At 70.5% G+C, this 24,764-nt stretch carries 21 protein-coding genes; 4 read left to right on the forward strand and 17 right to left on the reverse strand.

Translation table 11 applies throughout. The features are described 5' to 3' along the window. Positions 1 to 227: 227 nt before the first annotated feature. From ACFV7R_RS01695 to rsmH, 16 genes are all read right to left on the reverse strand, one after another. Entirely contained in the window at positions 228 to 1,391 is a 1,164-nt protein-coding gene (locus tag ACFV7R_RS01695; protein WP_385258648.1) for a DivIVA domain-containing protein, read from the reverse strand. A 55-nt stretch (positions 1,392 to 1,446) separates the two neighbouring features. Then, positions 1,447 to 1,734, reverse strand: coding sequence for a YggT family protein (locus tag ACFV7R_RS01700; protein WP_385258651.1), 288 nt, complete (start codon positions 1,732 to 1,734; stop codon positions 1,447 to 1,449). A gap of 51 nt (positions 1,735 to 1,785) precedes the next feature. Continuing rightward, the gene (locus tag ACFV7R_RS01705; RefSeq protein WP_129797403.1) at positions 1,786 to 2,427 is read right to left on the reverse strand and encodes a cell division protein SepF; all 642 of its coding nucleotides are present in this window, start codon (positions 2,425 to 2,427) and stop codon (positions 1,786 to 1,788) included. A 128-nt stretch (positions 2,428 to 2,555) separates the two neighbouring features. After that, positions 2,556 to 3,275, reverse strand: a complete 720-nt coding sequence (locus ACFV7R_RS01710; RefSeq protein ID WP_385258654.1) for a YggS family pyridoxal phosphate-dependent enzyme — start codon at positions 3,273 to 3,275, stop codon at positions 2,556 to 2,558. 6 nt (positions 3,276 to 3,281) lie between these two features. After that, on the reverse strand, positions 3,282 to 4,013 hold the full coding sequence (gene pgeF / locus ACFV7R_RS01715) for a peptidoglycan editing factor PgeF (RefSeq protein ID WP_385258656.1): 732 nt from the start codon (positions 4,011 to 4,013) through the stop codon (positions 3,282 to 3,284). After that, positions 4,010 to 5,200: a cell division protein FtsZ gene (gene ftsZ / locus ACFV7R_RS01720; RefSeq protein WP_129797406.1), complete on the reverse strand. Its 1,191-nt coding sequence runs from the start codon at positions 5,198 to 5,200 to the stop codon at positions 4,010 to 4,012. Before ftsZ ends, pgeF begins: the two co-directional genes overlap by 4 nt. Before the next feature lie 279 nt (positions 5,201 to 5,479). Beyond that, on the reverse strand, positions 5,480 to 6,274 hold the full coding sequence (locus ACFV7R_RS01725) for a cell division protein FtsQ/DivIB (protein WP_385258659.1): 795 nt from the start codon (positions 6,272 to 6,274) through the stop codon (positions 5,480 to 5,482). A 26-nt stretch (positions 6,275 to 6,300) separates the two neighbouring features. Beyond that, positions 6,301 to 7,398, reverse strand: a complete 1,098-nt coding sequence (murG, locus tag ACFV7R_RS01730; RefSeq protein WP_129797408.1) for an undecaprenyldiphospho-muramoylpentapeptide beta-N-acetylglucosaminyltransferase — start codon at positions 7,396 to 7,398, stop codon at positions 6,301 to 6,303. A gap of 6 nt (positions 7,399 to 7,404) precedes the next feature. After that, on the reverse strand, positions 7,405 to 8,757 hold the full coding sequence (ftsW, locus tag ACFV7R_RS01735; RefSeq protein ID WP_385258662.1) for a putative lipid II flippase FtsW: 1,353 nt from the start codon (positions 8,755 to 8,757) through the stop codon (positions 7,405 to 7,407). Between the two features lie 104 nt (positions 8,758 to 8,861). Further along, positions 8,862 to 10,286 (reverse strand): UDP-N-acetylmuramoyl-L-alanine--D-glutamate ligase, encoded by a 1,425-nt coding sequence (murD, locus tag ACFV7R_RS01740; protein WP_385258665.1) that lies wholly within the window; start codon positions 10,284 to 10,286, stop codon positions 8,862 to 8,864. After that, positions 10,268 to 11,359: a phospho-N-acetylmuramoyl-pentapeptide-transferase gene (gene mraY / locus ACFV7R_RS01745; protein WP_129797541.1), complete on the reverse strand. Its 1,092-nt coding sequence runs from the start codon at positions 11,357 to 11,359 to the stop codon at positions 10,268 to 10,270. Before mraY ends, murD begins: the two co-directional genes overlap by 19 nt. Beyond that, positions 11,359 to 12,765: a UDP-N-acetylmuramoyl-tripeptide--D-alanyl-D-alanine ligase gene (gene murF, locus ACFV7R_RS01750; protein ID WP_385258667.1), complete on the reverse strand. Its 1,407-nt coding sequence runs from the start codon at positions 12,763 to 12,765 to the stop codon at positions 11,359 to 11,361. The genes mraY and murF overlap by 1 nt, the downstream gene beginning before the upstream one ends. 4 nt (positions 12,766 to 12,769) lie before the next feature. Beyond that, positions 12,770 to 14,293: a UDP-N-acetylmuramoyl-L-alanyl-D-glutamate--2,6-diaminopimelate ligase gene (locus tag ACFV7R_RS01755; protein ID WP_385258669.1), complete on the reverse strand. Its 1,524-nt coding sequence runs from the start codon at positions 14,291 to 14,293 to the stop codon at positions 12,770 to 12,772. Positions 14,294 to 14,483: 190 nt separating this feature from the next. Continuing rightward, complete coding sequence (locus ACFV7R_RS01760; protein WP_385258672.1) at positions 14,484 to 16,460, reverse strand: peptidoglycan D,D-transpeptidase FtsI family protein; 1,977 nt, start codon at positions 16,458 to 16,460, stop codon at positions 14,484 to 14,486. A 5-nt stretch (positions 16,461 to 16,465) separates the two neighbouring features. Beyond that, positions 16,466 to 17,050, reverse strand: coding sequence for a septum formation initiator family protein (locus ACFV7R_RS01765; RefSeq protein ID WP_385258673.1), 585 nt, complete (start codon positions 17,048 to 17,050; stop codon positions 16,466 to 16,468). A gap of 48 nt (positions 17,051 to 17,098) precedes the next feature. Further along, the gene (rsmH, locus tag ACFV7R_RS01770; protein ID WP_385258676.1) at positions 17,099 to 18,055 is read right to left on the reverse strand and encodes a 16S rRNA (cytosine(1402)-N(4))-methyltransferase RsmH; all 957 of its coding nucleotides are present in this window, start codon (positions 18,053 to 18,055) and stop codon (positions 17,099 to 17,101) included. Between the two features lie 421 nt (positions 18,056 to 18,476). Here rsmH and ACFV7R_RS01775 point away from each other — a divergent pair, with 421 nt between their 5' ends. The 4 genes from ACFV7R_RS01775 to ACFV7R_RS01790 all read left to right on the forward strand — a co-directional run bounded on the left by ACFV7R_RS01775 (position 18,477) and on the right by ACFV7R_RS01790 (position 24,169). Then, complete coding sequence (locus ACFV7R_RS01775; protein ID WP_385258678.1) at positions 18,477 to 19,025, forward strand: beta-class carbonic anhydrase; 549 nt, start codon at positions 18,477 to 18,479, stop codon at positions 19,023 to 19,025. A gap of 241 nt (positions 19,026 to 19,266) precedes the next feature. Continuing rightward, positions 19,267 to 20,301 carry a MoxR family ATPase gene (locus tag ACFV7R_RS01780; RefSeq protein ID WP_129797415.1) on the forward strand — a complete coding sequence of 345 codons (1,035 nt, stop codon included), beginning with the start codon at positions 19,267 to 19,269 and terminating at the stop codon, positions 20,299 to 20,301. After that, positions 20,301 to 21,674, forward strand: a complete 1,374-nt coding sequence (locus ACFV7R_RS01785) for a DUF58 domain-containing protein (protein ID WP_385258681.1) — start codon at positions 20,301 to 20,303, stop codon at positions 21,672 to 21,674. The genes ACFV7R_RS01780 and ACFV7R_RS01785 overlap by 1 nt, the downstream gene beginning before the upstream one ends. Then, the gene (locus tag ACFV7R_RS01790; protein ID WP_385258682.1) at positions 21,674 to 24,169 is read left to right on the forward strand and encodes a DUF3488 and DUF4129 domain-containing transglutaminase family protein; all 2,496 of its coding nucleotides are present in this window, start codon (positions 21,674 to 21,676) and stop codon (positions 24,167 to 24,169) included. Before ACFV7R_RS01785 ends, ACFV7R_RS01790 begins: the two co-directional genes overlap by 1 nt. Positions 24,170 to 24,277: 108 nt before the next feature. On the opposite strand, the gene ACFV7R_RS01795 is transcribed toward ACFV7R_RS01790, so the two are convergent. After that, positions 24,278 to 24,670, reverse strand: coding sequence for a DUF3040 domain-containing protein (locus ACFV7R_RS01795; RefSeq protein ID WP_129797418.1), 393 nt, complete (start codon positions 24,668 to 24,670; stop codon positions 24,278 to 24,280). Positions 24,671 to 24,764: the final 94 nt, after the last annotated feature.

Consider the following 24,764-nt stretch of genomic DNA (forward strand, 5'->3'; position numbering starts at 1 on the left):
AGCCGGCGCAGCCCACCTCAGCCCCAGCCCCACGCACATCGAAGGCCCGGGCCGCCAAGAAATCTTGGTCGGCCCGGGCCTTCGGTGTTGCGTACGTAGGACACCACACCCACGCCCGAACAAACACCGCAAACCCCGTGAACTCGCGTAGCAAAAGGGCGGGGCCCCGGATCAAAATCCGGGGCCCGCCCTGAACGCTGCCGACGCCTACGCCGTACTACGAACCGTCAGTTGTCGTCCTCGTCGATGAGGAACCCACGCATCGGCGACGGAGCCTGGCCCATGGGCGACGGCCCCTGCGGCCGGACCGGAGCCATCGGCTGGGTCATCGCCGGGGACATCTGCTGCTGACCGCCACCGTAGGAGGGCGCAGACGGAGCGGGCGCGCCGCCCATCGTCTGGTTGCCGCCGTACGACGGGGCGCTCGCACCGGCCGGGGCCATGGAAGGCGCCGGGGACGGCGGGAGCGACGCGGTCGCCGGGGTCCGCGGCGGGGCGAGCGAGTCGTCCGCCTGGGTCTCCAGCTGACGCAGCTGCGACTCCAGGTAGGACTTCAGTCGCGTGCGGTACTCGCGCTCGAAGCCGCGCAGGTCCTCGACCTTGCGCTCCAGCGTCGCGCGGGCGGACTCCAGGGAGCCCATCGCGACACGGTGCTTCTCCTGCGCGTCCCGCTCCAGCGCGTCGGCCTTGGCGCGCGCGTCGCGCTCCAGACCCTCGGCACGCGAACGCGCCTCACCGACGATCTTGTTGGCCTCGGAGCGGGCCTCGGCGATCGCCTGGTCGGCGGTCTGCTGGGCCAGCGAGAGGACACGGGCGGCGCTGTCGCCGCCGGGGCCGCCCTGACCGGGCATGCCGGGGCCGCCCATCGGACCGCCCATGGGGCCCGGGCCCATCTGGCCCTGCATCGGACCCTGGCCCATCGGCCCCTGGCCCATCGGACCCTGACCCATCGGGCCGGGACCCTGCGGACCCTGACCGCCGGGACCGGCGGGCAGCTGCGGTGCACCGCTCGGCAGCTGGGGCGGGCCACCCATGGGGCCACCCATCTGCTGCTGCGGCGGGCCCGATATGCCGGCGGGTACCGGAGCGCCCGGACCGCGCATGCCCTGCTGCGGCATACCGCCCTGCTGCGGCATGCCACCCTGCTGGGGCATGCCACCCTGCTGCTGGTCCTGCGGCTCCGGGGGCTTGCGCATGTTCTGCTGGTTCTGGGCAGCAGCACGCGTGGCCGCGGCCAGCTTGGCGCGCAGGTCCTCGTTCTCGCGGAGCAGGCGGGTCAGTTCGGCTTCGACCTCGTCGAGGAAGGCATCGACCTCGTCCTCGTCATAGCCTTCTCGGAGGCGGACGGTCGTGAACTGCTTGTTCCGCACGTCCTCGGGGGTCAACGGCATCTCTTCACCTCAACGTTGTCGTCGGCAGTCGGCAAGACCGTATCTGTCACATCGCTCACATCGCGCCCCGCACGAGCCTGATCAGGATGTAGACGATGATCATCAGTACGAAGAAGGACAGGTCGAGCGCCACGCCCCCGAGACGCAGCGGCGGAATGACCCGCCGCAGAAGCTTGAGCGGTGGATCAGTGACAGTGTAGGTGGCCTCCAGAACGACCACCATCGCCTTGCCGGGTTGCCATGAGCGGGCGAACTGGAAGACGTAGTCCATGACCAACCGGAAGATGAGCACGATGAGGAAGACCATCAGCGCGATGTAGAGAACCTGCAAGACCACGCTCATGACTGGTGCTTCCCTCTCCCCTGTTCCGTGCGTTCATTCCGGTGGTGCGTCTCAGCTCTGGTTGAAGAACCCGCCCTCTGCGATGCGAGCCTTGTCCTCCGCCGTGACATCGACGTTAGCAGGCGACAACAGGAACACCTTCTGCGTCACCCGCTCAATGCTGCCGTGAAGACCAAACACCAAACCGGCCGCAAAGTCGACAAGTCGCTTGGCGTCTGTGTCATCCATCTCAGTCAAGTTCATGATCACCGGGGTGCCTTCACGGAAGTGTTCCCCGATGGTACGGGCCTCGTTGTAGGTCCGCGGGTGAAGCGTGGTGATCCGGTAAGGCTCTCGTTCCGACACGACCTTGGGCATGATCACCGGTGCGTTCTTCTCCAGGCTTGCGCGTTCTTGTGTGATGGATGCCACGGGCGCGATGCGCGCCGGACGTCCCGATTCCGCGGGTAGCGAAGCGGAATGTGCGACCGGCTCGCGAGGCGCCGGAGGCTGCACCACCCGTACCGATTCTTCCCTTTGGGACTGATGTGCACCATGAGGCTGGTGCGACGGCTCGTGCCGCCGGTGGTCCCGCTCGGGCTCCGGGTCCAGTTCGGGTTCGAAGTCGTCGTCGGGGTCGAAACCCCGGCCGTCGTACCCATCGTCCTCCACGAGGCCGAGGTAGACCGCCATCTTGCGCATCGCGCCGGCCATGCTCTGAGTCCTCCGCTCTGTGGTGGATCGGCTGACGACTGCCAAGTGCCCGCGATCCACGAGGTCGTTACGCCCGCCCTTCGACGGTAATGACCATATTTTCTGCTGTGGTCCGACTCTTGGCGACGTTACCGGAGCCTGGGGCGGACTCCGAGTACCGCAGTGCCGACGCGCACATGTGTCGCTCCGGCAGCCACGGCCTGTTCGAGGTCCGCACTCATGCCTGCCGAGACCATGGTGGCAGCCGGATGGGCCCTGCGCAGGTCAGTCGACAAATCCATCATCCGCTCGAATGCCGCCAGTTCGCGTCCGGCGTACTCTCCGGTGAGCGGTGCGACGGTCATCAGTCCGTCGAGCCTCAGCCCCTCGGCGGCCGCCACGCGGTCCGCCAACTCCCCGATTCCACCGGGCGCCACGCCACCCCGCTCACCTCTCCCGCCCTCGCCCGCGTCGAGCGCGACCTGGATCAGACAGCCCACCTCACGCCCGGCGCGCACGGCCTCCTTGGACAGGGCTGTGACGAGCTTGGAACGATCGACGGACTGCACGAGATCCGCGTAACCGACCACGGAACGAACCTTGTTGGTCTGCAACTGACCCACAAAATGCCAAATAAGGGGCAGATCCGAGCATTCCGCTGCCTTGGGTGCCGCGTCCTGGTCGCGGTTCTCGGCGACATGACGCACACCGAGTTCCGACAGGACCCGCACATCGCTCGCGGGATAGGTCTTGGTGACCACGATCAGGGTCACCTCCTCGCGCGCTCGCCCGGCGGCCGCACAGGCCGCGGCGATACGCTCCTCCACTTTCGCCAGATTTGCGGCGAGTTCGTCCTTACGATCCGTCATGCCCCATCAGTCCAGCCAGACATAGCCCGCGAGCCGACCCGTGGTCCGGTCGCGGCGGTACGAGAAGTGGTCGTCCGACTCCAGCGTGCACACCGGTGACTGCGCCCGGTCACCCACTCCGAAGCGTTCGAGCTGGGCGTGCACACCGGCGGCCACGTCGACCGCGGGCGTGCCCCAGCTCGTCTCGGCGTATGCCGCCGGCTCCACGGCGGCCACCTCGGCGCGCATCGGCTCGGGCACCTCGTAGCACCGGCCGCAGACGGCGGGTCCGGTGCGGGCGACGATGCGGTGCGGCTCGGCACCCAGTTCCATCATCGCGCGTAGCGCGGCGGGGACGACTCCGGCGATCATGCCGGGCCGACCCGCGTGAGCCGCGGCGGCGATCCCGGCGACGGGGTCGGCGAGCAGTACGGGCACGCAGTCGGCGGTCAGGACCGCGAGGGCGCGGCCGTGGCCCACGGTGACGATCGCGTCGACCGGCGGAATCCCGGCCGTGGAGTCCCAGGGCCCGTCGACGACGGCCACGTCGTTGCCGTGCACCTGGTTCATCCAGACGACCTCGCCGGGATCCAGTCCCAGCGACTTGGCCGCGAGCTCGCGGTTGGTGCGGACGGCCTGGGGGTCGTCGCCGACGGCCCCGCCGAGGTTGAGCTCCTCGTACGGAACGGCGCTCACCCCGCCCCACCTGTCGGTGAAGGCGAAGTGCGCGCCGTTCACGGTGTCGCGCTGTCCTATCACTTCAGGAAGTCCGGTACGTCCAGCTCCTCGGCCGCACTGTCCGCGTAGTTCCGCGACGTCGGGACCGGCGGGGGGGCCTGGAGGTCGCTCACCGGCTCCGGTGCGGGCTCCGGCTCCTCCTTCGGCTTCACGCTGCCGAGCGAGCCGAAGGACGGGCGGCTCTCGGGCTGCCGTACCGGAGTGGGCTCCTCACGCTTGGGGGAGGAGGCGCCGAGCACGTTGTCCCGACGGGCCGGCGGCTGGCCCCCGTCGAAGCCGGCCGCGATCACGGTGACCCGGACCTCGTCACCGAGGGCGTCGTCGATGACCGCACCGAAGATGATGTTGGCCTCGGGGTGGGCGGCCTCGCTGACCAGCTGGGCGGCCTCGTTGATCTCGAACAGACCGAGGTCGGATCCGCCGGAGATGGAGAGCAGCACGCCCCGGGCGCCGTCGATGGATGCCTCGAGCAGCGGCGAGGAGATCGCCATCTCGGCCGCGGCCACCGCGCGGTCGTCGCCGCGGGCCGAGCCGATGCCCATGAGGGCCGAACCGGCCTCGGACATGACCGACTTGACGTCGGCGAAGTCGAGGTTGATGAGGCCAGGGGTGGTGATGAGGTCGGTGATGCCCTGGACACCGGAGAGCAGGACCTGGTCCGCCGACTTGAAGGCGTCCAGGACCGAGACCTGGCGGTCCGAGATGGACAGCAGGCGGTCGTTCGGGATGACGATGAGGGTGTCGACCTCTTCGCGGAGCTCGGCGATGCCGTCCTCGGCCTGGTTGGCGCGGCGCCGTCCCTCGAAGGTGAACGGGCGGGTGACCACGCCGATGGTGAGGGCGCCCAGCGACCGGGCGATGTTGGCCACGACGGGCGCGCCGCCGGTGCCGGTGCCGCCGCCTTCACCGGCCGTCACGAAGACCATGTCGGCCCCCTTGAGGACCTCCTCGATCTCCTCGCGGTGGTCCTCGGCGGCCTTGCGGCCGACGGCCGGGTTGGCTCCGGCGCCGAGTCCGCGGGTGAGTTCGCGGCCGACGTCGAGCTTGACGTCGGCGTCGCTCATCAACAGCGCCTGTGCGTCGGTGTTGATGGCGATGAACTCGACGCCCTTGAGACCGACCTCGATCATCCGGTTGATGGCATTGACACCACCGCCGCCGACACCGATGACTTTGATGACTGCGAGGTAGTTCTGCGGTGCTGCCACGTCGAAGGCCTCTCGCCTCGAGTTACGTGTCGCCGCCTCGCGGCCTTGCCACGATCCGACGACTGATGCCGATGGGGACGGTCCGTATCGCCGACCCGAACCCTAACGTTGAAGTTTAGGGTTACCAGTGCGTCTGTTCCCTGGAGTCTTCTGAACAGGACACTAAGTCGACAAGTGGCGCACGTTCAACGAACACGCCGAACCTCCCGTTTTTCTTTTCACCCTATGTGATCAGGCGTAGCGCTGCCCAACCAGGGTGCTGGCCTGCGCCGATGTCCGTCAACTCCCTGATGACGCAGGGGCGGTGGGAACGCTGACGTCGAAGTACCGGGCGGCGGGGGCGGCTTTCATGAGAGCGGCGAGCGTACGGGCCTTCGCGCGCCCCTTCTCGCCGCTTCCCCACGCGACGGTCCGATCGCCGCTCAACTCCAGCGAGATGTCGTCGTAGGAACGGACCTTGACGACCCGGGTGTCGCGTGCGATCGCGGCCGGAAGGGCACCGGCGACGCGCACCGCCTCCCGCACCAGTCGGTGCTCGCCGAAGCGCCGGTGGCTGGCCGCGGCCGAACCCGACCGGGACATCGTCAATTCAAGAAGCGGGACGCCTTTCGGAGCCTCAGAAACCGTGGCGAACCGGACACCCTCGTCGTCCACTTCCACGAACTTCGCACCCTTTTCGACGAGCAGAACCGGAGTCCGCTCGGTCACTTTCAGACCGATTCCATGGGGCCAGGAACGGACCACATCAACTGCGTCAATTCGGGGCAATTTCTGACGAAGTCGCGCCTCAATCCCATCGGTGTCGACGGAAATCAGCGGCGATCCGAGCGGAACATCGGCGGCTTCGCGCACCTGCGCCGACGTCAGGACCCGGGTTCCGGAGACGGTCACGCGCTCCACGCGCAGCATCTGCGAGCCGTACAACAGCCAACCCCCGCCCGCGCCGAGGAGGACCAGCGCGATCGCGAGGATGATGATCGTACGAAGCCGGGGCGGTCTCAGCCGCCGGGCAGGGAGCGGACCGGACGACTCCTGCCGGCGCGCACCGCGTTCGGCGGTGGTGGGTCCGACCACGCTCCCCTGCCTTCCGTCACACGTGCCTAGCGATGTGCACGATTCGCGGCGATCGCCTCGTACACCATGCGGACGAGGAGTTCGTCGGCGTCCCGGCGGCCGAACTCGGCGGCGGCGCGGGACATCTCGTACAGCCGGTGCGGGTCGGCGAGCACGGGCAGGACGTTCTGCTGCACCCACTGAGGGGTGAGTTCCGCGTCGTCGACCAGCAGTCCGCCGCCGGCCTTGACCACCGGCTGGGCGTTCAGCCGCTGTTCGCCGTTGCCGATGGGCAGCGGGACGTAGGCGGCCGGGAGTCCGACGGCGGAGAGTTCGGCGACGGTCATCGCGCCGGCGCGGCAGAGCATCATGTCGGCCGCGGCGTACGCGAGGTCCATCCGGTCCAGGTAACTTACCGGGATGTAGGGGGGCATTCCCGGCATCTGGTGCACCTGCGGCAGTTCGTTCTTCGGGCCGACCGCGTGCAGGATCTGGATCCCGGCCTGCTGGAGCCACGGAGCGACCTGCTGGACCACCTCGTTGAGGCGGCGGGCGCCCTGCGAACCGCCGGAGACGAGCAGGGTCGGCAGGTTCGGGTCGAGGCCGAACATCGCGCGGGCCTCGGGGCGCACGGCGGCCCGGTCGAGGGTGGCGATGGAGCGGCGCAGCGGGATGCCGATGTAGCGGGCGTCACGCAGCTTGCTGTCCGGCGTGGAGACGGCGACCTTGGCGGCGTACCGCGAGCCGATCTTGTTGGCGAGGCCGGGGCGGGCGTTGGCCTCGTGGATGACGATCGGCACACCGAGGCGCTTGGCGGCCAGGTAGCCGGGCAGGGCGACATAGCCGCCGAAACCGACCACCGCGTCCGCCTTGGTGCGCTCCAGGATCTGCTCGGCCGCCTTGATCGTGCCACGCAGCCGGCCCGGGACGGTGATCAGCTCGGGGGTGGGCTTGCGTGGCAGGGGTACGGCAGGGATCAGCGCGAGTTCGTACCCCCGCTCGGGTACGAGTCGGGTCTCCAGGCCGCGCTCCGTGCCCAGGGCCGTGATTCCCACGGTCGGGTCCTGCCTGCGCAGGGCGTCCGCGAGGGCGAGCGCGGGCTCGATGTGGCCGGCGGTCCCTCCGCCGGCGAGTACGACATGCACCGAAATTCACCGCTCTCCGGACGTACGCGCCGCCGAGGCGCGCCGTCGCATCGTGTTCCATCTCCGAGGCCCCTGAGAGCCCCCAGCCCCCCGTTTTCTACCAAAGCGGGGTTGCCGCATCGCAAGCGCCGCCCGCGCAGCGGGCTCGTCGCGCGCGAAGGCGATCAGCAGCCCGATGGCGAACATGGTCGGCAGCAGGGCGGATCCCCCGTAGGAGAACAGCGGGAGGGGGACGCCGGCGATCGGCAGCAGACCGAGCACCGCACCGATGTTGATCACGGCCTGGGCTGTGATCCAGGTGGTCACGCCTCCCGCGGCATACCTCACGAAGGGGTCCTCCGTGCGTCCGGCCACGCGGATGCCTGCATAGCCTAGAGCGGCGAAGAGGGCGAGCACCGACAGCGTCCCCGCCAGGCCCAGTTCCTCACCGGTGACGGCGAAGATGAAGTCGGTGTGCGCTTCGGGGAGTTGGCCCCATTTTTCCACACTTGCGCCAAGTCCGGAACCGAAGAATCCACCGGAGGCGAGGGCGTAGATCCCGTGCACGGCCTGCCAGCAGGAGCCGTCGGGGCCCATCTCGGTGGCCCCGATGCAGCGGAACCGGTCCAGCCGGTTGGAACTGCTCTGGATGAGGACCGTGCCGATCACCGCGGCCACCGCCAGTACCCCGACGAACAGCCGGGTCGGTGCTCCCGCCAGCCACAACAACCCGAACAGGATCGCCGTGACGATGATCCCCGTGCCCATGTCGCCGCCGAGCATGATCAGCCCGAGCAGCATGAAGGCGGCCGGCACGAGCGGCACCAGCATGTGCTTCCACTGCGCCAGCAGCTTCTTGTCCTGTTTGCGGGCGAGCAGGTCGGCGCCCCACAGCACCAGCGCGAGCTTGCCGAACTCACTGGGCTGGATCTGGAAGGAACCGCCCAGGGCGATCCAGTTCTGGTTGCCGTTGACCGCCATCCCTATCCCCGGCACCTGCACCAGGGCCATCAGGAAGACGGCGCCCGCCAGGATCGGGTAGGCCAGCGCCCGGTGCAGCTTCACCGGCATCCGCGACGCGGCGAACAGCAGCCCGGCGCCGATGAGGGCGGCCAGCATCTGCTTGCGGAAGAAGTACGACCCCGGCAGGGACATCTGCAGGGCGGTGATCTGGGAGGCCGAGTAGACCATCACCAGGCCCAGCACGGTGATCAGCAGACTGCCGCCGAGGATCAGGTAGTACGCGGTCAGCGGCCGGTCCCACGCTCTGCGCGCACGCGTGGAGAGGCGTACGAAGGGGTTCTCGCGCGGCGGCCGGGGTGCGGCGGGCCTGCGGACGGCCCGCCGAACCGGAGGACGCCCCGTACGGCTGCCGGACATCACCGGCTGCCACCGGCGGGTACCCGCCGACCAAACCCGAGCCACATCCGAGTCACCCGTCCCTCCAAGGGTCCCGAAGCACCCGCCGTGGCCGAGACCCGCCGTCAGGCGCCCGCGCCGAGTTCGCGAACCGCCTCCGCGAACGCCTCTCCGCGCTTGTTGTAGTTGGCGAACATGTCCATGGAGGCACAGGCCGGTGCCAAGAGCACCGTGTCTCCGGCAACGGCGAGCCGCCGGGCCTCCCGGACCGCCGCGAGCATCGCCCCAGTGTCGGTCCGGTCGAGGTCGACGACGGGTACTTCCGGGGCGTGTCGCGCGAGGGCGTCACGGATCAGGGCACGATCGGCACCGATGAGGACGGCTCCGCGAAGTCGCTTGGCCGACTTGGCGACGAGTTCGTCGAAGGTGGCACCCTTCGCCAGTCCGCCGGCGATCCACACGATCGACTCGTAGGCCGCCAACGAGGCTTCCGTCGCATGGGTGTTGGTGGCCTTGGAGTCGTCGACGTATGCAACCCCGTCCACATCGGCGACGTGCGCGATGCGGTGGGCGTCCGGCGTGAAGGCCCGCAGCCCGTCCCGTACGGCCTCGGGCGGCACACCGTAGGCGCGCGCGAGGGCCGCTGCGGCAAGGGCGTTGGCGATGTTGTGCGGGGCGGGCGGGTTGACGTCGGAGACCTCGGCGAGCTCCTGGGCGTTCTTCTGCCGGTCCTCGACGAAGGCACGGTCCACCAGGATGCCCTCCACGACGCCGAGTTGGGACGGCGCGGGCGTGCCCAGCGTGAAGCCGACGGCCCGGCAGCCTTCTTCGACGTCGGCCTCGCGCACCAGGTCCTCGGTGGCCTTGTCGGCCGCGTTGTAGACGCAGGCGACGCGATTCCCTTCGTAGACACGGCCCTTGTCGGCGGCGTACGCCTCCATGGAGCCGTGCCAGTCGAGGTGGTCGGGGGCGAGGTTGAGGACGGCGGCGGAGTGGGCACGCAGCGAGGGCGCCCAGTGGAGCTGGTAGCTGGAGAGTTCGACCGCCAGGACGTCGTACTGCTCGTCGCCGAGCACCGCGTCCAGCAGCGAGACGCCGATGTTGCCGACGGCGGCCGTGCGCAGGCCGGCCGCCTTCAGGATCGAGGCGAGCATCTGGACGGTGGTGGTCTTGCCGTTGGTGCCGGTGACGGCGAGCCAGGGGGCGGCGTCGGGGCCACGCAGGCGCCAGGCCAGTTCGACGTCGCCCCAGATCTCGATGCCGGCTTCGTGCGCCGCCGCGAACAGCGGCTTGTCCGGCTTCCAGCCGGGCGCGGTGACGATCAGCTCGGTGCCCTCCGGCAGGGTGGCGCCGTCGCCGAGGCGGACCTTGACGCCCAGGGCCTCCAGTTCGGCCGCCTGCGCCCGCGCCCGGTCGTCGTCGCCGTCGTTGACGACGGTGACGAGCGCGCCCAGGCCGTGCAGGACCTTGGCCGCCGGGACGCCGGAGACGCCGAGCCCGGCGACGGTGACGTGCTTGCCCTGCCAGTTGGTCACTTTTCCGCTGCCCATCCCGCGTAGAAGAGGCCCAGTCCGACGATCACACAGATGCCCTGAATGATCCAGAAGCGGACCACGACGAGCACTTCGGACCAGCCCTTGAGTTCGAAGTGGTGCTGGAGTGGCGCCATCCGGAAGACCCGCTTCCCGGTGAGGCGGAAGGAACCGACCTGGATGACCACCGACATGGTGATGAGGACGAACAGGCCACCGAGGATGGCGAGCAGCAGCTCGGTGCGGGAGCAGATGGCCAGACCGGCGAGCACACCGCCGAGCGCCAGCGAACCGGTGTCGCCCATGAAGATCTTGGCGGGGGAGGTGTTCCACCACAGGAAGCCGAGGCAGGCTCCCATGAGGGCGGCGGAGACGACCGCGAGGTCGAGCGGGTCGCGCACCTCGTAACAGGCGTTGGGGTTGGTCAGGTCCAGCGCGTTGGCGCAGGACTCCTGGAACTGCCAGACGCCGATGAAGGTGTAGGCGCCGAAGACGAGGACGGAGGCGCCGGTGGCCAGACCGTCGAGCCCGTCGGTGAGGTTCACGCCGTTCGACATCGCGAGGATCATGAACAGCGCCCAGACCACGAACAGCACCGGGCCGATGGTCCAGCCGAAGTCCGTGATGAAGGACAGTTTCGTGGACGCCGGGGTGTTGCCGCGGGCATCCGCGAACTGCAGCGAGAGCACGGCGAAGGCAATACCGACGATCAGCTGGCCGGCCATCTTCGCCTTGGCCCGCAGACCCAGCGAACGCCGCTTGACGATCTTGATGTAGTCGTCCAGGAAGCCGACCAGACCCATCCCGACCATCAGGCCGAGCACCAGCAGACCCGAGAAGGTCGGCGCCGCGTCGGCCTCGGGGTCCAGATAGCTCGTGACCACCTTGGCCAGGAAGTACGCGGCGACCGTCGCCAGGATGAAGGCGATACCGCCCATGGTCGGCGTACCGCGCTTGCTGGCGTGCTCGCGCGGGCCGTCGTCACGGATGTACTGACCGTAGCCCTTGCGGGCGAGCAGCTTGATCAGCAGCGGGGTGCCGACCAGGGTCAGGAAGAGGCCAATGACTCCTGCGAACAGGATCTGCTTCATCATCGGGCGGCAACCTCACCCTCGGCACCGTTCTCGATGAGCGCCTGCGCCACGCTCTCGAGCCCGACCGACCGGGACGCCTTCACGAGTACGACGTCTCCCGGGCGCAACTCGCTGCGCAACAGGTCGACCGCCGCCTGTGCGTCGGACACGTGCACCGACTCCTCACCCCACGAACCCTCGTTATATGCGCCCAGTTGCAGCCAGGACGCTTCCCTGCCCCCGACCGCGACGAGCTTGCTGACGTTGAGCCGGACGGCGAGCCGTCCGACCGCGTCGTGCTCGGCGAGCGCCTCGTCCCCGAGCTCGGCCATCTTGCCGAGCACCGCCCACGTACGGCGCCCCTTGCCCATGGCCACAAGGGCGCGCAGGGCAGCCCGCATGGACTCGGGGTTCGCGTTGTAGGCGTCGTTGACGACCGTCACGCCGTCCGGGCGCTCGGTGACCTCCATACGCCAGCGGGAGAGGGAGCCTGCCTCGGAGAGCGCGGTGGCGATCTCTTCCGCGGACATGCCCAGCTCATGGGCGACGGCGGCCGCGGCGAGCGCGTTCGACACGTGGTGCTCACCGTACAGGCGCATGGTCACATCACTGCACCCGGAGGGTGTGCGAAGGGTGAAAGAGGGCTGCCCGGTGTCCGTCAGGTGCACGTTCTCGGCGCGTACGTCCGCTTCGTCGGCCTCTCCGAAGAGGATCACCTTCGCCTTCGTACGGGATGCCATGGCGCGTACGAGGGGGTCGTCGGCGTTGAGGATCGCGGCTCCCTCTTCGGGGAGCGCCTCGACCAACTCGCCCTTCGCCTGGGCGATCTGCTCGCGGCCGCCGAACTCGCCGATGTGCGCGGTGCCCACGTTCAGCACCAGGCCGATGTGCGGGGGCGTCAGGCCGGTGAGGTAGCGGATGTGGCCGATGCCGCGGGCACCCATCTCCAGGACGAGGAACTTCGTCTCCTCGGTGGCACTCAGTGCGGTCAGCGGCAGCCCGATCTCGTTGTTGAACGATCCCGGCGTCCACACCGTCGGTGCCTTGCGCTGGAGCACCTGGGCGATGAGGTCCTTGGTGCTGGTCTTGCCCGCGGAGCCGGTGAGCGCCACCAGGGTGGTGCCGAGCTTGCGTACGACGTGCCGGGCGAGGGCGCCGAGGGCCGTCTGGACGTCGTCGACGACGATCGCGGGCACACCGACGGGGCGGGAGCCCAGAATCGCGGCTGCGCCCGCCTCGATCACGGCCCCGGCGTAGTCGTGGCCGTCCACGCGCTCGCCGACGAAGGCGGCGAAGAGGCTGCCGGGCTCCACCTCGCGGGAGTCCCGGACGACCGGTCCGGTCACCTGCACCGACGGATCCGGTATGTCGTACGTCTGCCCGCCGACGACTTCTGCGATCTCGGCGAGAGAGAGGGCGATCACAAGTTCATCCCTGGGTCTTCTGGATAGCTTCGCGAAGCACCTGGCGGTCGTCGAAGGGACGGACCACCCCGGCGATGTCCTGGCCCTGCTCGTGGCCCTTGCCCGCGACCAGCACGGTGTCCCCGGGCTGTGCGCGGTCGACGGCGGCGGCGATCGCGGCGGCCCGGTCCTCGAAGAGGAGCACTTCGCCGCGTTCGTGCGCGGGCACCGAGGCCGCGCCCTCGAGCATGGTCGCGAGGATCGCGAGGGGGTCCTCGGAGCGGGGGTTGTCGGAGGTCAGTACGGCGATGTCGGCGAGCCGGGCCGCGGCGGCGCCCATGGGGCCCCGCTTGTTCCTGTCCCGGTCGCCGCCGCAGCCGAGGACGACGTGCAGCCGGCCCTTGGTGACCTTGCGCAGCGCCTTGAGCACGGATTCGACGGCGTCGGTCTTGTGGGCGTAGTCGACGACGGCGAGGTACGGCTGTCCGGCGTCCACGCGCTCCAGGCGGCCGGGCACGCCCGGCACGGCGGCGATGCCGTCGGCGGCGGTCTGCGGGTCGAGGCCGGCGGCGGCGAGGGCGACGATCGCGGCGAGGGTGTTGGCCACGTTGAAGGGGCCCGGCAGCGGCGACCTGGCGCCGATCCGCTCGCCGTTCGGGCCGATCACGGTGAACGGCGAGTCCAGCGGGCCGACCGTGACGTCCTCGGCGCGCCAGTCGGCGTCGGGGTGGCCCTCGGCGGAGTAGGTGACGACCGGGACGGTGGCCTCGCGGGCGAGCCTGCGGCCGTACTCGTCGTCGATGTTGACGACGCCGAGACGGCTGCGTTTCGGCGTGAACAGCTGCGCCTTGGCCCGGAAGTAGTCCTCCATGTCGGAGTGGAACTCCATGTGTTCCGGGCTGAGGTTGGTGAAGACGGCCACGTCGAAGACACAGCCGTCGACCCGGCCGAGGACCAGCGCGTGGCTGGAGACCTCCATGGCGACCGCCCGGACGCCGCGTTCGCGCATGACGGCGAACAGGGCCTGGAGGTCGGTGGCTTCGGGGGTGGTGCGCTCGGACTTGATGCGCTCGTCGCCGATGCGCGTCTCGACGGTGCCGATCAGTCCGGCCGCACGGCCGCCCGTCCGCAGACCGCCCTCGACGAGGTAGGCGGTCGTGGTCTTGCCGGACGTGCCGGTGATGCCGATCTGCAGCAGATCGTGGCCGGGCCGGCCGTAGATCGTGGCCGCCAGTTCGCCCATCCGCGCGCGCGGGTCGTCGACGGTGAGGACCGGCAGGCCCGTGGCGGCGGCGCGTTCGGCGCCGGCCGGGTCGGTGAGCACGGCGACCGCGCCGAGGCCGACGGCCTGGGTGACGAAGTCGGCTCCGTGCGCGCGGGCGCCGGGCAGGGCGGCGTACAGGTCGCCGGGGCGGACGGCCCGCGAGTCGTGGGTGATGCCGGTGACCTCGACGGTGCCGGCCGGTGCGGCGACACCCAGCTGGTCGGCGAGCTCCGCGAGGGGTGTGGCGGAGACCCGTTCCGGCCGCGGCGGGCCCGGATATGTCACGGGAACGCCCTTCTGGGTGGTTTGGGACTGATCAGCGTGTGGCACGGCGGTGAGCGTACCGGGCGCACCCGCTCCGGAGCGAAGTGAGGGGCGAGGGACGCTCTGGTCCTCGGGATCGGGGGTGATCGTTGTCACGGGTGGTTCCTGGGTGCTCGGTGCTGAACGGATGGTTCCGGCTGCTCGCCGCTGATCAGGGTTTGAAGGTGACCGGGAGTTTCGCCGGCGGCGTCCCGGTCGGCGGAACCTGGAGGGTCTTCAGGGCGAACTCCATCACCTTCTTGTAGACGGGGCCGCAGATCTGGCCGCCGAAGTAGCTGCCCTCGGTGGCGTTCTGGATGGCGCAGTACACGGTGACACGGGGCTTGTCCGCGGGGGCGAATCCGGCGAAGGACGAGGTGTAGCCGCGGTACTTGCCGGTGGCCGGATCCACGCGGTTGGCCGTGCCGGTCTTGCCCGCCACCCGGTAGCCGGGGATACGGGCCTTGGCGCCGGTGCCCTCCCTGTCGTCGACGACCGACTCCAGCATCCGGGCGAGCGTCCTGGCCGTCTTCTCGCTGACGACCCGCGTCTTCTCCGGCTTCGGGGCGGGCGTGAAGACGCCGTCGGGGCCCTGCGTGCCGCGCACGAGCGAGGGTTCGACACGGACGCCGCCGTTGGCGATCGTCGAGTAGACGGACGCCGCCTGCATCGCGTTGATGGAGACGCCCTGGCCGAAAGGAATCGTGTACTGCTGCGACGTCGACCAGGTGTCCGGGGAGGCGAGGATGCCCTTGGTCTCACCGGGGAAACCGAGCCCGGTGTAGCTGCCGATGCCGAACTTGCGCAGGTACTTGTGCAGCACCCGGTTGGCCTCCGCCTGGTTCTTGCCGAGCTGGCCGGTCGCCAGGATGGTGCCGATGTTGCTGGACTTGGCGAGCACGCCGTTGAGCGTCAGGTACCAGGTCTCGTGGTCGATGTCGTCCCGGAAGAGCCGGTCGCCGCGGTGCAGCCGGTTGGGTACGACGACATGCGTGGCGGGCGTGGCGACGTTCTCCTCCAGTACGGCGGCCATCGACATCACCTTGGCGGTGGAACCGGGCTCGTAGGCGTCCTGGACGGCCGCGTTGCCCATGGCGGTCGCGTCGGCCGTGGTGAGGTCGTTGGGGTCGAAGCCGGGCGAGTTGGCCATGGCGAGGATCTCGCCGGTGGCGGTGTCCTGCACGATGACATAGCCGCGGTCCGCCTTGGACTCCTTCACCTGTTCGGCGATGGCGTTCTGCGCGGCCCACTGGATGTCCCGGTCGATGGTCAGCTCGATGTCGGAGCCGGGCACCGCGGGGGTCTCGGTGGAGCCGACGGTGGGCACCTGGTGGCCGCCGGACTGGGCGTAGCGGATCTTGCCGTCCTCGCCGGCCAGCTGTCCGTTCAGCTGCTGCTCGATGCCGCCGCCGCCCTTGCCCTCGGCGTTGACCCAGCCCAGTATTCCGGCGGCCAGGTCGCCGTTCGGGTACACGCGCTTGCTGCTGGGTTCGGCGAGGACACCGGCGAGGACGTTGACCGTGCTCTTGTCGGTCTCCGCCTTGTCGGCGAGCGCGGTCCTCAGGTCCTTGATCTGCTTCCAGACCTGCGGGGTCTGCCGGCCGGCGAGCTTGACGTAGCGGAGCTTCTTGTCCTCGGGCCGGAGCTTGCGGGCGAGCTCCGCCTGGTCCTGGCCGAGGATCGGGGCGAGGAGGGCGGCCGCCTGCTCGGGCCCGTCGTCGATCTTCAGCTGCTCGGAGGTGAACAGCGTGGGGTCGGCCGTGATGTCGTACGCGTCCACGCTGGTCGCCAGGGCCACGCCGGTGCGGTCGGTGATCTCGCCGCGCTGGGCGGCGAGGGTGTGCACCACGTACCGGTTCCGCTCGGCCTTCGCGGCGTATGCGCTCGCATCGACGGCCTGCACCTGGAGCAGCCGTACAACGAACACGAGCAGTACGAGGGTCAGCGCCAGGCCGACCATGCGCAGGCGGGGCCGGGGGCTGCCGAGCCGGATGACGTGCGGTGCCGGAGAGCGGGGCGGTGCCGGAGAGCGGGGCGGGGCCGGACGACGGGCCGGGCGGGCGCCGGGGCCGGGGCGCCGTGCGCTGCCGGAGCGGTCGGGCCGTGCGGGTCCGGGCACGCGGCGGTGCGGCGCTTCCCTGTCGGTCACTTCCGTCACCTGCCGGGGGTCGTGGTCGGGGTGGAGGCGGAGCGGGGTGTGGGGGTGGATGCCGAGCGGGGTGTGGCGGGGGCCGTGCGGGTGGCCGGGGTGGGGCTCGGGGCCGGCGAGCCGAACGGCGTCGGGCTGGCCGCGCCCGGCGGGAGCTCATCGGTCATCGCCTCGGGGGCCAGGACGAACGGCGTGCGCACGGAGGCCTGCTCGGCGGCGGAGGGGGCGCCCTTGACGGTGCCGTCGGGGTCGAGGAAGGCGGGGTCCCCGCCGGGCACCATGCCGAGTTCGCGGGCGCGGCGCTGGAGGGCGTCGGGGGCGGAGTAGGCGTCGATGTCCCGCTGGAGGGCCTGTTCCTCGTCGGTGAGGTTCTTGGTCTCCTTCTGCAGGTCGTCGAGTCGGAACGACCCTTCGCTGAGTGCCGAGTTCAGCATCAGCAGTCCGATGAGACCGCCGCCCAGCAGAAGGACGACCAGCAGGACGAACGGAGTCCGGGCGGCCTGCGCCCGACCGGTGGGAAGAAGCCGTGCGAGGCGGGCGGCCCTCCCCTTCAGCTCGGGTTTCCTGCTCGGTTCGGGTTTCCTACTCACTCGCCCTCCCCCGGGCTCGGCACCCGAACGCCCGCCCTTGCCGCCGCCTCACTCGACGTCCTCCCTGATGCGTTCGGCCGCGCGCAGTCGCGCCGGGGCTGCCCTGCGGTTCTCGGCGACCTCTTCCTCGCTGGGAAGTTCGGCACCGCGCGTGAGCAGCTTGAGCCGGGGCTGGTACCGCTCGGGCACGACCGGCAGCCCGGGCGGCGCGGTGCTGGCGGCGCCGGCCGCGAACACCTGCTTGACCAGCCGGTCCTCCAGCGAGTGGTACGACAGCACCGCGATCCGTCCGCCCACGCCGAGGGCCTGCACAGCGGCCGGGATCGCCCGCTCCAGCACGGCCAGTTCGCCGTTGACCTCGATGCGCAGGGCCTGGAAGGTGCGCTTGGCCGGGTTGCCGCCGGTCCGCTTGGCGGCCTGCGGCAGCGCGTCCCGGATCACCTCGACGAGCCGCCCGCTGTTCGTGAACGGCTCCTTCTCCCGTTCGCGTACGACGGCGGCGACGATCCGCTTGGCCTGCTTCTCCTCGCCGTACGCGCGCAGGATCCGCACCAGCTCACCCGCCGGGTAGGTGTTGAGGACCTCGGCGGCGCTGATGCCGGTCGTCTGGTCCATGCGCATGTCGAGCGGGGCGTCCTGCGCGTAGGCGAAGCCGCGGTCGGCCTCGTCGAGCTGCATGGAGGAGACCCCGAGGTCGAACAGAACGCCCTGCACGCGCCCGATGCCGAGCCGGTCGAGGACGTCGGGCAGCTCGTCGTAGACGGCGTGCACGAGCGTGGCGCGGTCGCCGTACGGGGCGAGGCGCTCGCCGGACAGGCGCAGCGCCTCCTTGTCGCGGTCGAGGGCGATGAGCCGGGCCTCGGGGAAGCGGGCGAGCAGTGCCTCGCTGTGGCCGCCGAGGCCGAGCGTGCAGTCGACGACGACCGCTCCGGGGGCCTGGAGGGCGGGGGCCAACAGGTCCAGGCACCGCTGGAGCATCACCGGGACGTGTCGACTCTTGCTCAAGGGGCCCTCTCAGGTCCGGCGGGCCGTACGCACCGCCGGGTCCCCGCCCGCTCGTGAAGGGGAGACCTGCCGGCGCCGGAAGCGTCAGCCGGCCGGGAGCGGGTGGAGGCCGAGCCGTACGTACGCGCCGCGCACGTGGGGAGATCTCCGGCAGCAGTGCCGGGGTCTTCGGGAAGTTCAGTCCAGCGGGGAGAGCCTCGCCTCCCGCTTTCGCGTCACTTTAGTCCACCCTGTCTCGCGGTCAATCAACCGGCCTGCGCGTCGCGGCGGCCGACGGCGAGGAAGCGGCGAACCGGAAGGAACCACTCGAACGGACGCACCCTTCTCACGCCTGTGGGTTAGCTCACAACACGGCGTGATGACGCTCTTTGTCCTCCCTCACAGCAGGACCGGATCGCCCGTGACCAGTACCGTCGTCACCATGACGACTTCCGCATCGGTTCCCGCCGGCTCCGAGGACGCCATAACCCGCGTCGGCACCGTCACCGACCGTCTCGTCGAGGCGAACGAGCGGTACGCCACCGCCTTCACCGACCCGGGTATGGACGCCCGCCCCGTCCTCCGTGTGGCCGTCGTGGCCTGCATGGACGCCCGACTCGACCTGCACGCCGCGCTCGGCCTGGAGCTCGGCGACTGTCACACCATCCGCAACGCGGGCGGTGTCGTCACCGACGACGTGATCCGCTCGCTCACCATCAGCCAGCGCAAGCTCGGCACGCGCAGCATCGTCCTCATCCACCACACCGGATGCGGTCTGGAGAGCCTCACCGAGGAGTTCCGCACCGAGCTGGAGCTGGAGGTGGGCCAGCGCCCGGCCTGGGCGGTGGAGTCCTTCCGGGACGTCGACCAGGACGTACGGCAGTCGATGCAGCGCGTGCGCACCTCGCCGTTCCTGCTGCACACCGACGACGTGCGCGGCTTTGTCTTCGACGTGCGGACGGGTCTGCTGCGCGAGATCGACCCGGCGTGACCGTCACCCGGGGTTCCCGGTTTCCGGGAACCCCGGGCTTCGGATGGAACAAACTGCCGTAAGGCCTGACATATCGCGGCCAGTTGTCCACAGGCGAGTGACACGAATCGGTAACGGCAGCAAGAATGCGGGTTGTGGCGTCGCGCGGAACTTTTCACGCGTGGTGTCCGTGTTTCGGGGTGGGCCGGTTACGCGTCACAGAGCGTCGGCCCGTAAGAAAGAACGGGCCGAGGAGGGCCGGGTGACGACCTATGACGATCGAGCGAGCCTTACTGATCTGACTGCCACCGTGGATCGGGTCCGCAGTTCGGTGGAAGAAGTGATCGAGGGCAAGCCCGAGGTCGTACGGCTTTCGCTGACCGTACTGCTCGCCGAGGGGCACCTCCTGATCGAGGACGTCCCAGGGGTGGGCAAGACGATGCTGGCCAAGACGCTGGCGCGGTCCATCGACTGTTCGGTGCGGCGTATCCAGTTCACGCCCGACCTGCTGCCCTCGGACATCACCGGTGTGTCGATCTGGGACCAGCAGCGCCGGGACTTCGAGTTCAAGCCGGGCGCGATCTTCGCGCAGATCGTGATCGGCGACGAGATCAACCGCGCCTCGCCCAAGACGCAGTCCGCGCTGCTGGAGTCGATGGAGGAGCGCCAGGTCACCATCGACGGGCAGACCTACGAGCTGCCCAGCCCCTTCATGGTGGTGGCCACGCAGAACCCGGTCGAGATGGAGGGCACCTACCCGCTGCCGGAGGCACAGCGCGACCGCTTCATGGCCCGTGTCTCCATCGGCTACCCCAGCGCGGAGGCCGAGCTGCAGATGCTGGACGTGCATGGCGGGGTGAACCCGCTGGACGACCTCCAGCCGGTGGCGCACGCGCACGACGTCGTGAAGCTGATCGAGGCGGTGCGTGGCGTCCACGTCGCCGACACGGTCCGGCGGTACGCCGTGGACCTGGTCGCCGCCACGCGCAACCACCCCGATCTCAGACTCGGCGCCTCCCCGCGCGCGACGCTGCACCTGCTGCGCGCGGCGAAGGCGTCCGCCGCCCTCAGCGGCCGGGAGTACGCCCTGCCGGACGATGTGCAGGCCCTCGCCGTCGCCGTGCTGGCCCACCGTCTGCTGCCCACCGCCCAGGCCCAGCTCAACCGCCGCACCGCGGAGCAGGTGGTCCAGGAGATCCTGCAGCACACCCCTGTGCCGGCGGCGCCCCAGCAGAACGGTTTCGGGCTGGGGCACGGCTCGTCGGCCTACGGCCAGCAGCCGCCCCGGAGGCTGTGATGTCCACCGCGGCGGGCCCGGGCCATGCCGAGACCGACCGGGGCGACAAGGGCGGCGTGCGCACAGCCCTGGCCGGTCTGACCACCCGCGGCCGCTCGTTCCTGGCCGCCGGAGTCGCCGCCGCCGTCTGCGCCTACGTGCTGGGCCAGAGCGACCTGCTCCGGGTGGGGCTGCTGCTGGCGGTCCTGCCGCTGGTGTGCGCGACGGTGCTGTACCGCACCCGCTACCGGGTCGCCGGCAGCCGCAGGCTCTCCCCCGCGCGCGTGTCCGCCGGTGCCGAGGCCCGCGTCCATCTGCGGATGGACAACGTCTCGCGGCTGCCCACGGGTCTGCTGATGCTCCAGGACCGGGTGCCGTACGTGCTCGGCCCGCGCCCCCGCTTCGTACTCGACCGGGTGGAGGCCGGCGGCCGCCGCGAGGTGTCGTACCGGGTCCGTTCCGATCTGCGCGGCCGCTACCCGCTGGGCCCGCTGCAGTTGCGCCTGACCGACCCGTTCGGGATGTGCGAGCTGACCCGGTCCTTCTCGACGTACGACACGCTGACGGTGATCCCGCGTGTGGAGCCGCTTCCGCCGGTGCGGTTCAGCGGGGAGGCGAAGGGATACGGCGACGGGCGGCAGCGCTCGCTCGCCCTGGCCGGCGAGGACGACGTGATCCCGCGCGGCTACCGCTACGGCGACGACCTGCGCCGGGTGCACTGGCGCTCCACCGCCCGGTACGGCGAGTTGATGGTGCGCCGCGAGGAACAGCCGCAGCGCTCCCGCTGCACGGTGCTGCTCGACAGCCGGGGCACGGCCTTCCGCGGTGCGGGCCCGGACTCGGCCTTCGAGTGGGCGGTGGGCGGAGCCGCGTCGGTGCTGGTGCACATGCTCGAACGAGGCTTCTCCGTACGGCTGTTGACGGACACCGGCAGCTCGGTGCCCGGTGAGGGTGCCGACGGGTTCGCGGGCGCGAGCCAGGAGTCGGCGGACGCGGCGGGGCTGATGATGGACACCCTCGCGGTGATCGACCACTCCGACGGCACCGGCCTGTCCCGTGCCTACGACGTGCTGCGCGGCGGGAACGAAGGGCTGTTGGTGGCTTTCTTCGGCGACCTCGACGAGGAGCAGGCCACGGTGGCCGCGAAGATGCGCCAGCGCAGCGGCGGCGCGCTCGCCTTCGTCCTGGACAGCGAGACATGGGGGCGGGAACCGACCGATGTGCCCGGCCCGTTGAACGGGAGCGAGGAGCGGCTGCGGATGCTGCGCGAGGCCGGCTGGACGGTCGTGAGCGTTCCGCGGGGCGCTTCGCTGCACGACTTGTGGCGCCAGGCCGACCGGGAGCGGACGGGCATCGTGGCGGCGGGCGGGACCAGCGGCGGGGAGGGGCGTTGATGAGCGGGCAGGCACGTATGGCGCTGTGCGCGACGGCGGCGACGCTGATGGCCGCGTGTGCCCTGCTGCCGTTGGTCGACGAACCCATGTGGCTCCTCCAGGCGGCCGTGCTGCTGGCGATCCAGGCCGGCGTGGGCGCGGCGGCCCGGCGGGTGCCGCTGGCCCGCCCCCTGACGGTGGCCGTGCAGGCTCTGGTCACACTGATGCTGCTGACCCTGGTCTTCGCCCGGGAGTACGCGCTCGCGGGGCTGTTCCCCGGGCCGGACGCCTTCGTGCACTTCGCCGACCTGCTCCAGCAGGGCACGGACGACGTCGGGCGGTACGCCATCCCCGCGCCGCTGTCCGACGGCATCAAGCTGATGCTCATCGGCGGTGTTCTGGTGATCGGCCTGGCCGTGGACGTCCTCGCGGTGACCTTCCGCAGCGCGGCTCCGGCCGGGCTGCCGCTGCTCGCGCTGTACTCGGTGGCCGCGGGGCTGTCCGACGGCGCCGGCGGCTGGGTGTGGTTCCTGATCGCGGCGGCCGGCTATCTGATGCTGCTGCTCGCCGAGGGGCGGGAGCGGCTCTCGCAGTGGGGCCGGGTCTTCGGCGGGGCACCGCGCACTCCGGGCGGGGAGCCCGGTTCTCCGGTGGCGCCGGTGCGCACCGGGCGGCGGATCGGCGTGGTCGCGCTGGGTGTCGCCCTGGTGGTGCCGCTGGCCCTGCCCGCCATGAACGGCGGACTGCTGGACAGCGCCGGGACGGGCGTGGGCTCGGGCAGCGGGGGCGGCGGCACGATCTCCGCGGTGAACCCGCTGGTGTCGCTGCGCGACAGTCTGAACGTCGACGAGGACCGCACGGTCATGACCGTGCGCACCAGCACCAACGACATCTCCAACCTGTACCTGCGGATCGTCTCGCTGGACGACTTCGACGGCACGACCTGGAAGCCGTCCCGCCGGAACATCGTCGCGGTGCCGGACGAGCTCCCCACGCCCACCGGCCTGGGACCCGACGTCCGGCGCTCGGAGGTCCGTACGCGCGTCGCTGCCGCCGACTGGTACGCGCAGGACTGGCTGCCGATGCCGTACCCGCCGAGCGACGTGCGGGTCGACGGCAGCTGGCGGTACGAGCCGGTGGGGATGACGCTGGTCGGCGACCACGGTCAGAACACCAGGGGCGCGAACTACGAGGTGACCAGCCTCGATGTGCGCCCGACCGCCGAGCAGCTCGCCTCGGCGCCGGCGCCGCCCGGCGCCTTGGAGCGCGAGTTCACCGAGGTACCCGATGCCCTGCCGTCCGTGGTGTCGAGGACGGCCCGCCAGATCACGGACGGCGCGGCCAACCCTTATGAGCAGGCGGTCAAGCTCCAGGAGCACTTCGCCCTGACCGGCGGGTTCCAGTACGACACCGAGGTGGAGGTCGGCGGCGGCTCCGACGCGATCGCCCGCTTCCTGCGGGACAAGCGGGGCTTCTGCGTCCACTTCTCTTTCGCGATGGCATCGATGGCCCGCACGCTCGGGATACCGGCCCGCGTCGCGGTGGGCTTCGCGCCCGGTACGCCGCAGGCGGACGGCACGGTGACGGTGGGGCTGCGCGACGCGCACGCCTGGCCCGAGCTGTACTTCGAGGGCGTGGGCTGGACCCGCTTCGAGCCGACGCCGAACCGGGGCACGACGCCCACCTACACGCAGCCGGAGATACCGGGCAGCAGCGTCCCGGACCTGCCGGAGGCCTCCAGCTCGGCGGACGCGGCTCCTTCGGCGGCGCCGTCGACGAGCGAGAGCTGCTCGGCGGACGACAAGCGGCTCGAGGTGTGCGGTGAAGCGCTGCCGCTGGACCCGGGAACCTCGGACGACGGGGGCCGGCCCTGGTATCAGACCGCGGGCTGGATACTCCTGGGGCTGGCGGTGGTCGTGATACCGCTGCTGCCGATGTTGTGGCGGCTGAGAAGACGGTCGGTGCGGCTGGCGTCGGCCCGGCACACAGCGGCGGCAGCGCAGGGTGTGCTCACCAGGGAGCGGGGCGGCGCGGGCCGTGACGACGGGGTGGAGGCGTCGGCTCTGCAGGTGGAGCCTTCCGAGCAGCATGTCGCCGAGGTGACCGCCGGGCATGTGCTGGCGGTGTGGCGCGAACTCACGGACACGGCCTGGGACTACGGCATCGTGCCGGACGACGCGCTGACTCCGCGGAAGGCGGCCGCCCGGATCGTGCGGCTCGGGCATCTGGACGAACAGACGGCCGAGTCGGTGCACCGGGTGGCGAGCGCCGTGGAGCAGGTGCTGTTCGCACCACGGCCGCGGGCCGAGGCCGGGCTGGCGGACGAGGTGCGCAGGCTGCGCATGGCGCTACGGTCCAGGGCGGGCTGGCGGACCCGGGTGCGGGCGGTCGTCGCGCCCCGTTCGGCCATTCGCGCCGTCTGGGACCTCACCGACCGCTGGACGGCCGTCAAGGCTCGTCTGGCCACCCGCTGGGCGGCGATGGTACGGCGCCCGTCCGGTCAGCAGAGCGGCTGAGGCGACAAGGACGACAGACAGCCGTGGCCCCGTCAGGGCATGCGTGAGGGGTTGCCGCCCGTCGGGTGGCAACCCCTCACCTGTGTCATCGGGAGCTGATCGTGGAAATCAATGGCCCTGTTCGTCGCGGCGTCGCTGCCAGCGCTGTTCGATGCGATCCATCATCGAGCGTCGCTGGCGTCCCTGACGGCCGGCCTGCTGACCACCGCCGGCGGGCTGTTCCCCCGGCTTGGGGGCCTTGCGCCAGCCGGTCACGGCGAGTACCGCGCAGCCCAGCATGACCAGGAAGCCCACCACGCTGAGCCAGACCTGCTTGGCGACCATTCCGGCCATGAGGAGCGCGATACCTACGAGGAAGCCCGCGACCGCCTGGTAGACCCGTCGCCGGGTGTACGTACGCAGCCCGCTTCCCTCAAGCGCTGTCGCGAACTTGGGATCTTCGGCGTACAGCGCTCGCTCCATCTGCTCGAGCATGCGCTGCTCGTGCTCTGAGAGCGGCACGGAGTCCTCCTCATCGTGCAGTCGCCGGGGCGACCCGGGGGTCCCTTCAGGATAGGCAGGGAATCGCCCCCGTGAAACCCGCCCCTCTGCGCCA

The sequence above is a fragment of the Streptomyces sp. NPDC059866 genome, from assembly GCF_042731325.1.
In the GTDB taxonomy this organism is placed as follows: domain Bacteria; phylum Actinomycetota; class Actinomycetes; order Streptomycetales; family Streptomycetaceae; genus Streptomyces; species Streptomyces flavusporus.

What these genes read in the sequence shown, in the direction of transcription:
- ACFV7R_RS01695 (WP_385258648.1), bottom strand. Translation starts at nt 1,391, where the DNA reads ATGCCGTTGACCCCCGAGGACGTGCGGAACAAGCAGTTCACGACCGTC.
- murD (WP_385258665.1), bottom strand. Translation starts at nt 10,286, where the DNA reads ATGGGCAGCGGAAAAGTGACCAACTGGCAGGGCAAGCACGTCACCGTC.
- ACFV7R_RS01710 (WP_385258654.1), bottom strand. Translation starts at nt 3,275, where the DNA reads ATGACGGATCGTAAGGACGAACTCGCCGCAAATCTGGCGAAAGTGGAG.
- ACFV7R_RS01775 (WP_385258678.1), top strand. Translation starts at nt 18,477, where the DNA reads ATGACGACTTCCGCATCGGTTCCCGCCGGCTCCGAGGACGCCATAACC.
- ACFV7R_RS01700 (WP_385258651.1), bottom strand. Translation starts at nt 1,734, where the DNA reads ATGAGCGTGGTCTTGCAGGTTCTCTACATCGCGCTGATGGTCTTCCTC.
- ftsW (WP_385258662.1), bottom strand. Translation starts at nt 8,757, where the DNA reads ATGTCCGGCAGCCGTACGGGGCGTCCTCCGGTTCGGCGGGCCGTCCGC.
- mraY (WP_129797541.1), bottom strand. Translation starts at nt 11,359, where the DNA reads ATGAAGCAGATCCTGTTCGCAGGAGTCATTGGCCTCTTCCTGACCCTG.
- ACFV7R_RS01705 (WP_129797403.1), bottom strand. Translation starts at nt 2,427, where the DNA reads ATGGCCGGCGCGATGCGCAAGATGGCGGTCTACCTCGGCCTCGTGGAG.
- ACFV7R_RS01785 (WP_385258681.1), top strand. Translation starts at nt 20,301, where the DNA reads ATGTCCACCGCGGCGGGCCCGGGCCATGCCGAGACCGACCGGGGCGAC.
- ACFV7R_RS01790 (WP_385258682.1), top strand. Translation starts at nt 21,674, where the DNA reads ATGAGCGGGCAGGCACGTATGGCGCTGTGCGCGACGGCGGCGACGCTG.